Source organism: Xylanimonas oleitrophica (assembly GCF_003244315.1).
Taxonomy (GTDB): domain Bacteria; phylum Actinomycetota; class Actinomycetes; order Actinomycetales; family Cellulomonadaceae; genus Xylanimonas_A; species Xylanimonas_A oleitrophica.
Map to the genome: position 1 here is coordinate 1 of NZ_QKWH01000022.1, position 11,320 is coordinate 11,320.

Genomic DNA, 11,320 nt, shown 5'->3' on the forward strand with positions numbered 1-11,320 from the left:
CGACCGCCCCCCCCCCGACCGCCCCTGTCAGAGCCAGCCGTGCCGGCGTGCCACCGGGGCGGCCGGGGGGACGGTCGGCAGGGCAGCGGCGCGGATGGCATCGTCGGACCTATGACCACCACCATCGACCTGACCGGACGCACCGCCCTCGTCACCGGCTCCACCCAGGGCATCGGCGCAGCGATCGCCGCCGGCCTGGCCCGTGCGGGCGCCACCGTGGCCGTCAACGGCCGCACCGCCGAGCGGGTGGACGACGCCGTGGCACGCCTCCGCGAGGAGACCGGGCTGGACACCTTCGTGGCCGCCCCCGGCGACGTGTCCACCGAGGCCGGCGCGGCCGCCGTCGTCGCGGCCGTACCCACCGTGGACGTGCTCGTCAACAACCTCGGGATCTTCGGCTCCAAGCCGGCCCTGGAGATCACCGACGACGAGTGGCGCCGCTACTTCGAGGTGAACGTGCTCGCCGCGGTGCGCCTCACGCGCGCCTACCTGCCCGGCATGACGGGCCGCGGCTGGGGGCGGGTGCAGTACATCGCCAGCGACTCCGCCGTCGTGATCCCCGCCGAGATGATCCACTACGGCACCACCAAGACGGCGCTGCTGGCGGTGGCGCGGGGGTTCGCCAAGGAGGCGGCCGGCACCGGCGTCACCGTCAACAGCGTGCTGGCCGGCCCGACGCACACCGGCGGGGTCGAGGAGTTCGTCTACCAGCTCGTCGACCGCTCGCTGCCGTGGGACGAGGCGCAGCGGGAGTTCATGCGCACCCACCGTCCGCAGTCGCTGCTGCAGCGGCTGATCGAGCCGGAGGAGATCGCCCACATGTGCGTCTACCTCGCCTCGCCGCTGGCGTCCGCGACGACGGGCGGCGCCGTGCGGGTCGACGGCGGGTACGTGGACGCGATCCTGCCGTGACCGTGGGCCCGGCGGGGCCGTGACGGCAGCCTCGGCGGGGCCGTGCGGACGGCCCCGCCGAGCCGGCGTCAGGGGGTCGTGCGGGCGCTGAGCCGCCCGGTGCGGCGCAGCCACATCTCCATCGGGACGGTCGTCAGGGGCGGCACCGACGCGGCCAGGGCCACGAGCGCCACCTTCCACGACCAGCGCAGCCGCACCGCGGCGAAGATCGTCACGGCGACGTACACGATGAAGAGCGCACCGTGGATCGCGCCGAACACCTGCACGCCCACCTCGGTGGTCTGCGTGACGTACTTGAGGAACATCCCCACCAGCAGGCCGGCCCACGAGGCCGCCTCGGCGAAGGCGACGACGGCGTAGAGGCGTCCGGTGCGGTCGATGGGTGCGGCGGCCATGGTTCTCCCAGGTCGGTGGGCTGGTGGAGGGGACGGCTGGTCAACGTGCGGGGCGGGTCCCGGGTTTCGCCGCCGGGCCGTGCCGAGCGTAGGGATATGTCACACCCCGGCGGAGAAGACGTGACGAACCCCTACGCTCGCGGCCGGCCAGGCGAGGCCGTGGCGCCCCGGCGGCCCCGTAGGCTGAGAGCGTGTACGAGGGAGCGGTCCAGGACCTGATCGACGAGCTCGGCCGCCTCCCCGGGGTCGGGCCCAAGAGCGCCCAGCGCATCGCGTTCCACCTGCTGGCCGCCGACGCCACGGACGTGCGCCGCCTGGTCGACGCGCTGACCGAGGTCAAGGCGCGCGTGCGGTTCTGCGAGGTGTGCGGCAACGTGGCCGAGTCCGAGCGGTGCCGCATCTGCGCCGACCCGCGCCGCTCCGACGAGGTGGTCTGCGTGGTCGAGGAGCCCAAGGACGTGGTGGCCATCGAGCGCACCCGCGAGTTCCGCGGCAAGTACCACGTGCTCGGCGGGGCCATCAACCCCATCGAGAACGTCGGCCCGGACGACCTGCGGGTCAAGGAGCTCATGTCCCGCCTGGCCGACGGCGTGGTCCAGGAGGTCATCCTCGCCACGGACCCGAACGTCGAGGGCGAGGCCACGGCCACCTACCTGGCGCGGCTCATCGGCCCCATGGGCGTGACCGTCTCCCGCCTCGCCAGCGGCCTGCCCGTCGGGGGAGACTTGGAGTACGCGGACGAGGTCACGCTCGGCAGGGCGTTCGAGGGCCGGCGCGTGGTGGGCCGTTGAGCCCGGACGAGGCACGGGAGCAGGGAGCGGAGCGATGACCGAGATCGAGAGCGCGAGCGACCTGCGCGAGGTCGCCGAGTCCACCCAGGCCCGCGTGCGCGCCTTCCTGTCGACGACGACGCAGGTGGCGTCCGGGGCCGCGCCGGGCGCCGAGCTGTCGCTGCTGCTCCTGGCGACCAGCGACCTGCTCGGGTGCGGTGCGCAGCTGGCGGCCATGACCGACGTCGTGCCCGCCGAGCGGTTCGAGCCCGACGCCGGCCCGGACACCGACGTGGACCCCCTGCGGGTCGCGCTGGCCAAGATGTTCGACGGGTTCGACGACTACGTCGAGGTGGTGGACCCCGTGCTGGGGCCCGAGGTGGGGCACGCGACCGTCTCCGGCGACCTCGCCTGCGTCGTCAGCGAGCTCACCAAGGGCCTGGCCCACTACGACGACGGGCACGAGATCGAGGCCCTGTGGTGGTGGCAGTTCTCCTACCTGTCCTCCTGGGGCGAGCGGGCGGCGTCCGCGCTGCGCGTGCTCCAGGGGGTGCTGGCGCACCTGCGGCTGGACGTCGAGGACGACGTCGCCCAGGAGGCCGAGTACGACGCGCTGCACGCCTGAGCGGCAGCCCGTCAGACCAGGTTCAGACGAGGTCGCAGACCACCCGGTCGCGCCCTGAGCGCTTGGCCTCGTACAGGCAGGCGTCGGCTCGGCCGAGGAGCTGCGCCGGGTCGGGCACCGGGTCCGAGGGCCCTGCGGCCGCGCCGATGCTCACCGTCACGGGCAGGGTGCCGGTCAGGTCGGACCATCCGTGGTCCCGCACGGTGGCGCACAGGCTCTCGAGCAGCTGCGTGGTGGCGTCCTGGTCCCCGTCGGACAGCACGAGCAGGAACTCCTCGCCGCCCATGCGTGCCGCGAACGAGCCGTCCGGCGCGGTGTCGACGGCGGCCTCGAGCATCCGCGCCAGCGCCGAGAGCACGTGGTCGCCCACCTCGTGCGAGCAGGTGTCGTTGACCCGCTTGAAGTGGTCGAGGTCGAGCAGCGCCACGGTGACCGGGCGCCCCGAGGTGGTGCCCTCGGCGAGCAGGCGAGGCAGCTCCTCGTCCACGAACCGGCGGTTGTAGAGGCCGGTCAGCGGGTCGCGCAGCGACAGCTCCCGGTACTGCAGGCTCTGGCGGCGCGCCTCCGACGTCTCGTACATCGCCTGGAGGGTGCGGGCACGGGCGTCACGCTCGTCCGACTGGAGCTGCAGCGCGTCGCGCGCGTAGAGCTGGTGCTCCTCGAACGCCGCCTTGTAGTCGCCGGCGGCGGCGTGCAGCTCGGCCTGCTCCTGGCGCACGGCCACCCGGACGTAGCCGAGGTTGCGCTCCTCGCACAGCCGCAGGCACACGTCGAGGTTGCGCTGGGCCTCCGCGAACTTGCCGCGGCGGCGCTGCACCTCCACGAGGGCGAGCAGGCCCTCGGCGCCGCCGTCGCCCTCCCGGCCGGCCAGGCGGAACTCGGGGTCGGCGACGGGTTCGAGCACCTCCTCGGCCTCGGCGAGCCGGTCGACGCGGATCAGGGCGCGGGCGATGGTGTCGCGCCGGCCGATGCCGAGCTCCGTGCCGGTGGTGACGGACAGCTCCTGCATGCGGGTGGACAGCTCGATGGCGGCCTCAGCGTCGCCGTACTGGGCCTCGATGTAGGACCAGTTGTTGACGACGAGGAGCTCGCGGTCGACGTCGCCGATCTCCACGGCCATGTTGAGCGCCTGGCGGTAGCGGGCGCGGGCACCGGGCAGGTCACGGTTGTACCCGAGGCAGTCGGCCAGCCGGGCGATGTGGTCCAGGCGCATGCGCGGGTCGGCGTCCTCGCCGAGGAGCTCGACCGCGCGGACGGAGTGCTCGAGACCGAGGGAGAGGTCGCCGAGGTCGAGGAACACCTTCTGGAGCACGTAGTGGGCGCGGGCCAGCAGGAAGACGGAGCCGTGCTCGGTGGCCCACTTGAGGGCGCTCTGGGCGAGCTGGGCGGCGCGCTCCTGCTCGCCGTCGTAGTAGGCGACCTCGCCCTGCACCAGCAGCGCGCGCTGCTCGAGGACGTGCAGGCCGGCGGCGCGGGCCTTGCGCAGCACGGGCACGACCCGCTCCGAGGCGGCGTCCGCGTCGATGCGGGGGAGCAGCTCGATCTCCGCGAGCTCGGTCTCGAGCAGGGCGAGGTCCGTGTCGGACAGTCCCACGACGGGTGCGCCGCGGTCCTCGACATCGGTCATCTTGTGCACCTCGGATCACTCGCCCACGGAAAGGTCTCTACATGGAATCGGATACGCGTGGCCCTGATTGAGCGTGTCACCGTACTTCACCCGACGGTGAACGGGGCCTTCAGCGGCCGGACCGGTCACTCGGGCCATCATGACAGGATCGGCCCGTGCCCGACCTCGACCTGCTCACCATCGCCCTGCTCCTTCTCGCCGGGCTGACCGCCGGCTGGATCGACGCCGTGGTGGGCGGCGGCGGCCTCATCCAGCTGCCCGCCCTGCTCCTGGTCCCCGGCATCTCCCCGGTCCAGGCCCTGGCCACGAACAAGCTGGGGTCCATCATGGGCACCGCGACGTCGTCCATCACCTATGCGCGCCGGGTCAAGCCCGACCTGACGACGGCAGGCCCCATGGCGGTCGCAGCGCTCGCCGGTGCCGTCGGGGGAGCGGCGCTCGCCTCCTCCATCCCCGCGGCGGCCTTCAAGCCGATCATCCTCGTGGTGCTGGTGGGCGTGGCGCTCTACACGATCCTCAAGCCCTCTCTCGGAGACCGCACCCGGCTGCGCTGGGAGGGCAACGGTCACCGCTGGGCCGCCGCGGGCATCGGCGTCGTCATCGGCGCGTACGACGGGCTGCTCGGCCCCGGCACCGGCACGTTCCTCGTGATCTCTCTCGTCGGCATGCTCGGCTACGCGTTCCTGCCCGCCTCCGCGCTGGCCAAGATCGTCAACTTCGCCACCAACCTGGGGGCGCTGCTGTTCTTCGTCCCCCACGGCGCCGTCATCTGGAGCCTCGGGCTGGCGATGGGGGTCGCCAACCTGGTGGGCGGGTACGTCGGCGCCCGCATGGCCGTGGCCCGCGGGTCGCGGTTCGTGCGCGTCGTGTTCGTCGTCGTCGTGGGCGCGCTGATCTGCCGCCTCGGGTACGACGTCATCACCTCCTGAGCTCGCGGGTCCCGGCTCCTGCGGCTCCTCCGGCTCCTGCGGCCCCGGCACCCAGGGCCGCAGGAGCCGGGACCCGCGACGGCGAGCCTCAGCCCGCCCCAGCGCGCCTCAGCGCGCGAGCAGCGACCGGAGCACCGCCACCACCTCGTCGGGGGCCGACTCCGCCATGAAGTGCCCCGACGTCGTCGTGCGGTGGTCGAGGTCGGTGGCCCACGCACCCCACAGCCCGGCCGCGTCGTAGCCCAGCGCCGCACCCCAGTCCTGCTGCACCACCGACACCGGCATCGTCAGACGCCGTCCGGCCGTGCGGTCGGCACGGTCGTGCTCGACGTCCACCCCGGCCGAGGCCCGGTAGTCCGCGACGATCGACGCCACGGCCTCGCGCGACGCCCGCAGGTACTCCTCCCGCACCTCGGGCTCGAACACCTCCTGGCCCGGCGTCGACCAGGCGTCGAGGAAGTGCCCGAAGAAGGTGTCCGCGCTCGCCGCGATCATCGCCTCCGGCAGCCCGGGTGGCTGCGCCATGAGGTAGAGGTGGAACGCCACGGCGGCTCCCGCCCCGTGGAGCACGTCCCACATGTCCAGGGTGGGCAGCACGTCGAGCGCCGCCACGTGGGTCACTCGCCCGGGGTGGTCCAGGCCGGCGCGGATCGCGACCAGGGCGCCGCGGTCGTGACCCGCCACGGCGAAGCGCTCGAAGCCGAGACGCTCGGCCAGCCGCACGACGTCGGCGGCCATCGTCCGCTTCGAATAGGTGTCCGGGCCGGCCTCGGCAGGCTTGTCGCTCGCGCCGTAGCCGCGCAGGTCGGGGACGATCACGGTGTGCTCGGCCGCCAGCAGGGGCGCGACACGCCGCCAGCACAGGTGCGTCTGCGGGAAGCCGTGCAGCAGCACGACAGGCGTGCCGGAGCCGCCGACGGCGACGTGCAGCGCGACGTCGTCGGCCACGGGCACCCGCTGGGTGCTCAGACCGGGGATGGCGAGGGTCATGGTCAAGGTCCTCTCGGGAGAAGATCGGTGGACGGACCCAGCCTGGGCCGCACGGATGAGCAGCCGATGAGCAGCCCGCGGCAGGAGCCACGACCACGGAGGGCACGACGACGGAGGGCACGACGACGGAGAGCAGGACGGCGGAGGACACCACGGGGGACCCGGGTCTCGCCGTGCGGGTCGGCGTGCTGGGACCCGTCGCGGCCTGGCACGCCGACGGCACCGCCGTCCCCCTGCGCGGGCCACGCCACCGCGAGCTGCTGGGTCGTCTCGTCGCGGCGCGCGGGCGCACCGTCGCCCTCGACGAGCTCGTCACCGACCTGTGGGGCGACCCGCTCGGTGCCCCGTCATCGCGGGGCGCACGCCCCCCGGTGCGCGGCACGCAGCGGAGCGGGCACGACGGCGAGGGCGCGCCAGGCGACGGGGGCCCGCGCGACGCCACGGCCGCGGTGCGCACCTTCGTCGCCGCGCTCCGCCGGTCGCTCGAGCCCGGCCGCGCCCCGCGCACGCCGGCCCGCGTGCTCGTCACCGACGGCCCCGGGTACGCGCTGCGGCTGCCCGCCGACGCGGTGGACGCCCGCCGACTCGAGGCCGCCGTCGCGGGCCTTCGCGGTACCGCCCCCGGCACCGCCCTGCACCGCGCCGACGACGCGCTCGCTCTGTGGCGCGGCACCCCCTACGCCGGGATCGACGCACCCTGGGCCCGCACCGAGCGGGCCCGGCTCACCGAGCTGCGGCTGGACGCGGTCGAGCGCCGGGCGGACGCGCTGCTCACCCTCGGCCGGGCCGCCGAGGCCGTGGCCGACCTCAACGCCCACACCGCCGCCCACCCCTGGCGCGAGGAGGGCTGGCGCCTGCTCGCCCTCGCCCTGTACCGCTCCGGCCGCCAGGCGGACGCGCTCGCCGTGCTGCGCCGCGCCCGTCGCGTCCTCGCCGAGACCCTCGGGGTCGACCCCGGGCCGGCGCTCGCCCGCCTCGAGACCCAGGTGCTGCGGCACGAGGCCGGCGCCACCGCCCCCGCAGACGTGTGGGACCAGGTCGCCGACGCCTACACGCAGGGCCCCGGCGCCCGCGTGCGGCTCGAGTCCTCCGCCGAGCTGCTGCGCAGCCTCGCCGTCACCGGCGGGCTCACCCAGGCCCGCGAACGCCGCCTCGACGTGGTGCGCGCCGCCGAGCAGCACGGCGACCCGGAGCTCACCGCCCGCGTGCTCACCGCCTACGACGTCCCCGGCACGTGGACACGGTCCGACGACGCCGCCCAGGCCGCCGAGGTGGCCGCCGCCGCCGAGCGCACCCTCGCCGCCCTGCCCGACGGCGCCCCGCAGGCGCTGCGGGCGCGGCTGCTCGCCGTCGTCGCCACCGAGACCCGCGGGCTGCGCGGCGAGCGCGGGCCCGCGGCGGCACGGGACGCCGTCCGGCTCGCCCGCGCCTCCGGCGACCCCGCAGCGCTCGTCACGGCGCTCGCGGCGCTGGCCCTGCACACGTGCGGCCGTGCCGGCCTCGCCGCCGAGCGCGACGCCGTCGGGGTGCAGGTGCTGGATCTCGCCGACCGGCACGGCCTGCCCACCGCGCAGATCCTGGGCCACCTGCTGCGCATGCAGGCCCGCGGCGCCCTCGACGACCTCGACGGCGCAGCCGCCCACGCCGAGGCGGCGTCCCGGCTGGGGGAGAGGCACGAGCGGCCGCTCGTCGGGGTGCTCACCACCTGGTTCGCCGCGATGCGGCTGGCCGCGCAGGGCGCGCCGGCTGCCGAGGTCGAGGACGCGTACCGCGCCGCCGCCCGAGGGCTGGAGGGCGCGGGCATGCCCGGCATGGCTGAGGGGCTCGAGCCCCTGGCGGTGCTGTGCCTGCACGTGGGGCGCCTGCACGGACGCGCTCCGGAGGGCAGGCCCGGCGGCGCTCGGGAGGGTGCGTCCGGCGGCGCTCGCGAGGCGGCCGGTCGGGCCGCGGGGGCCGAGGTCCCCGCCGTCGTGCCTGTGCCTGTGCCCGTGCCCGACGTCGCCGACGACGCATGGGGCCCGTACCTGCCGTGGGCGCGGCCGTGGGCGCTGCTCGCGGCAGGCCGACGGGGTGCCGCAGCCGCGGCGCTGCGGCGGGTGCCCGAGCCGCCGCCCGGGCTGCTCCTGGAGGCGCTGTGGGTGCTCACCGGCCGGGCCGCCGTGCTGCTGGACGACGTCGCGACCGCCCGCCGTGCGCGGGCCGCGCTCCTCCCCGCGGCGGGCCAGCTCGCCGGGGCGGGAAGCGGCGCTCTCACGGCCGGACCCGTCGACACCCACCTGGCGGTGCTCGACGAGCTCCTCGCGGACCAGCCCGGCTGACGAGACGGGTTCGGCGCCAGGCCGCTGCTCGGCCTACCATCGACGCGCAAGCACAGGCACCCGGCGGGCCGTTGAGAGAGACGGAGGCCGGCGACAGAAAGAGCTGAGCGTGGCACTTGTCGTGCAGAAGTACGGCGGATCCTCGGTCGCGGACGCGAACAGCGTCAAGCGTGTGGCCAAGCGGATCGCCGAGGCGAAGCGGGCCGGGAACGACGTCGTCGTCGTGGTGAGCGCCATGGGCGACACCACCGACGAGCTCCTGGACCTGGCTGCCCAGATCACTCCCCTCCCCCCGCAGCGGGAGCTCGACATCCTGCTGACCGCCGGCGAGCGCATCTCCATGTCGCTGCTCGCGATGGCGATCACCAACCTCGGGGTCAAGGCCAAGTCCTTCACGGGGCAGCAGGCCGGCGTCATCACCGACGCCGTGCACGGCCGGGCCCGGATCGTCGACGTCGTGCCCTCCCGCATCCGCGAGACCATCGAGAAGGGCCAGGTGGCGATCGTCGCCGGGTTCCAGGGTGTCAACACCGACACCAACGACGTGACGACGCTGGGCCGCGGCGGCTCCGACACCACCGCCGTCGCCATCGCGGCCGGCCTCGGTGCCGACGTCTGCGAGATCTACACCGACGTCGACGGCGTGTTCACCGCCGACCCGCGCATCGTGCCCACCGCCCGCAAGATCGACCGCGTCACCTACGAGGAGATGCTCGAGCTCGCGGCCTCGGGAGCCAAGGTGCTGGCGCTGCGCAGCGTCGAGTACGCGCGCCGGTACGCCGTGCCCGTGCACGTGCGCAGCTCGTTCTCCCACGCCACGGGGACCCTCGTCACGGGCACCTACGGCAACCCGATCGACCCCAACGCACCGGCCGGCGACCCCGGCACCGACAAGGAGGCTGCCGTGGAGGCCCCCATCATCTCCGGCGTCGCGCACGACCGCAGCGAGGCCAAGATCACCGTCGTCGGCGTGCCCGACGTGCCCGGCATGGCTGCCCGCATCTTCGAGGTCGTGGCGGCTGCCGGCGCGAACATCGACATGATCGTGCAGAACGTGTCCGCCGCCCACACCGGGCTCACCGACATCTCCTTCACCCTCCCCGAGGGAGACGGCCCGGTGACGATGGCGGCCCTCAAGGCCGTGCAGGGCGAGATCCGGTACGAGTCGCTGCAGTTCGACGACCAGATCGGCAAGCTCTCCCTCATCGGCGCCGGCATGAAGTCCCACCCCGGCGTCTCGGCCAAGCTGTTCGCCGCGCTGCGCGACGCCGGCATCAACATCGAGATGATCTCGACGTCGGAGATCCGCATCAGCGTGGTCACCCGCGCCGACTCTCTGGATGACGCCGTGCGCGCCGTGCACTCCGCGTTCGGGCTGGACTCCACCGAGGGCGAGGCCGTGGTCTACGCCGGGACGGGGCGGTGAGGCGCTGATGGTCGAGATCAACCCCGAGGGTGTGAACGTCGCCGTCGTCGGCGCCACCGGGCAGGTGGGCGGCGTGATGCGCCGGCTCCTGGCCGAGCGCGAGTTCCCCGTCAAGGACCTGCGGTTCTTCGCCTCCGCCCGCTCCGCCGGGTCCGTGCTGGAGTTCGGCGGCTACGAGGTCCCCGTCGAGGACGTCGCCGCCACCCCCACCGAGGACCTGGCCGACATCGACATCGCCATCTTCTCCGCCGGCGGTGCGACGTCCAAGGAGCACGCCCCCCGGTTCGCCGACGCGGGCGCCGTCGTCATCGACAACTCCTCCGCCTGGCGCCGCGACCCGCAGGTGCCGCTCGTGGTCTCCGAGGTGAACCCTGACGCCATCGGCGAGGCGGAGCTGGGCATCATCGCCAACCCCAACTGCACCACCATGGCGGCCATGCCCGTGCTGAAGCCGCTCGCGGACGAGGCCGGGCTCGAGCGGCTGCGCGTCGCCACCTACCAGGCCGTCTCCGGATCCGGCGTGGCCGGCGTCGAGGAGCTCGCGTCCCAGGCCCGGGCTGCCGTGGCTGGTGACCTCGAAGGGCTCGCCCACTCCGGAGCCGCCGTCTCCTTCCCGGCGCCGCAGAAGTACGTGGCCCCCATCGCGTTCGACGTCGTGGCGCTGGCCGGCTCGCTGGTCGACGACGGCTCGGGGGAGACCGACGAGGAGCAGAAGCTGCGGCACGAGTCGCGCAAGATCCTCGGGTTGCCCGACCTCGCCGTGGCCGGCACGTGCGTGCGCGTGCCGGTGTTCACCGGCCACTCGCTGGCGATCCACGCCGAGTTCGGCTCGCCCATCACGCCCGAGCGCGCCGTCGAGCTGCTCTCCGCGGCTCCCGGAGTGCGCCTCGTGGACGTACCGACGCCGCTCGCCGCCACCGGCGCGGACCCCTCCCTCGTGGGTCGCGTCCGCCAGGACCAGTCCGTGCCCGACGGGCGCGGCCTCGTGCTGTTCGTCAGCAATGACAACCTGCGCAAGGGTGCCGCGCTCAACGCGATCCAGATCGCCGAGATCGTGGCCGGCGACATCGCCGAGCTCGCGACCCTCGACGCCGCCGAGGAGGCCGAAGCCTCGGGCGCCTGACGCGCACGGGTGCGGTGCTCGCCGCCCCGCCACGCTGGCCCGGTCCCCGCACGGGGGCCGGGCCAGCGTCGTTCCCGGCCGCTCCCGTCAGCAGGTGGCGGTGCCGTGGAGGGTGTCGCAGACGAGGTGGGTGCGGGCTTCGGTGACGGTGAAGGGGGCGGTGGTGGAGGTGGTGGTGATCTGGCCGGGGATGGTGGTCCAGGTG

General features: G+C 74.5%; 10 protein-coding genes. 7 read left to right on the plus strand and 3 right to left on the minus strand.

All coding sequences use genetic code 11. The annotated features are described in order from the left end of the window. Positions 1–111 precede the first annotated feature (111 nt). Entirely contained in the window at positions 112–912 is an 801-nt protein-coding gene (locus DNL40_RS16010; RefSeq protein WP_111252269.1) for an SDR family NAD(P)-dependent oxidoreductase, read from the plus strand. Between the two features lie 68 nt (positions 913–980). On the opposite strand, the gene DNL40_RS16015 is transcribed toward DNL40_RS16010, so the two are convergent. Beyond that, positions 981–1,307 (minus strand): DUF3817 domain-containing protein, encoded by a 327-nt coding sequence (locus DNL40_RS16015; protein WP_111252270.1) that lies wholly within the window; start codon positions 1,305–1,307, stop codon positions 981–983. Positions 1,308–1,498: 191 nt separating this feature from the next. Between DNL40_RS16015 and recR the strand changes: the two genes are divergently transcribed. Next, positions 1,499–2,098 carry a recombination mediator RecR gene (gene recR / locus DNL40_RS16020; protein WP_111252271.1) on the plus strand — a complete coding sequence of 200 codons (600 nt, stop codon included), beginning with the start codon at positions 1,499–1,501 and terminating at the stop codon, positions 2,096–2,098. A 34-nt stretch (positions 2,099–2,132) separates the two neighbouring features. Next, the gene (locus DNL40_RS16025; protein ID WP_111252272.1) at positions 2,133–2,702 is read left to right on the plus strand and encodes a DUF5063 domain-containing protein; all 570 of its coding nucleotides are present in this window, start codon (positions 2,133–2,135) and stop codon (positions 2,700–2,702) included. Between the two features lie 22 nt (positions 2,703–2,724). On the opposite strand, the gene DNL40_RS16030 is transcribed toward DNL40_RS16025, so the two are convergent. Continuing rightward, entirely contained in the window at positions 2,725–4,329 is a 1,605-nt protein-coding gene (locus DNL40_RS16030; RefSeq protein ID WP_111252273.1) for a GGDEF domain-containing protein, read from the minus strand. Positions 4,330–4,484: 155 nt separating this feature from the next. Here DNL40_RS16030 and DNL40_RS16035 point away from each other — a divergent pair, with 155 nt between their 5' ends. Further along, the gene (locus DNL40_RS16035) at positions 4,485–5,258 is read left to right on the plus strand and encodes a TSUP family transporter (RefSeq protein ID WP_111252274.1); all 774 of its coding nucleotides are present in this window, start codon (positions 4,485–4,487) and stop codon (positions 5,256–5,258) included. 108 nt (positions 5,259–5,366) lie between these two features. Here DNL40_RS16035 and DNL40_RS16040 read toward each other — a convergent pair whose 3' ends face one another. Further along, positions 5,367–6,248, minus strand: a complete 882-nt coding sequence (locus tag DNL40_RS16040; RefSeq protein ID WP_111252275.1) for an alpha/beta hydrolase — start codon at positions 6,246–6,248, stop codon at positions 5,367–5,369. A gap of 185 nt (positions 6,249–6,433) precedes the next feature. On the opposite strand from DNL40_RS16040, the gene DNL40_RS16045 reads away from it, so the two are divergent. The 3 genes from DNL40_RS16045 (at position 6,434) to DNL40_RS16055 (ending at position 11,115) form a co-directional block, all read left to right on the plus strand. Continuing rightward, complete coding sequence (locus tag DNL40_RS16045) at positions 6,434–8,566, plus strand: AfsR/SARP family transcriptional regulator (protein ID WP_245886001.1); 2,133 nt, start codon at positions 6,434–6,436, stop codon at positions 8,564–8,566. A 109-nt stretch (positions 8,567–8,675) separates the two neighbouring features. After that, entirely contained in the window at positions 8,676–9,992 is a 1,317-nt protein-coding gene (locus tag DNL40_RS16050) for an aspartate kinase (protein ID WP_111252277.1), read from the plus strand. Positions 9,993–9,999: 7 nt separating this feature from the next. Next, on the plus strand, positions 10,000–11,115 hold the full coding sequence (locus tag DNL40_RS16055) for an aspartate-semialdehyde dehydrogenase (protein ID WP_111252278.1): 1,116 nt from the start codon (positions 10,000–10,002) through the stop codon (positions 11,113–11,115). The last annotated feature ends 205 nt before the right edge of the window (positions 11,116–11,320 follow it).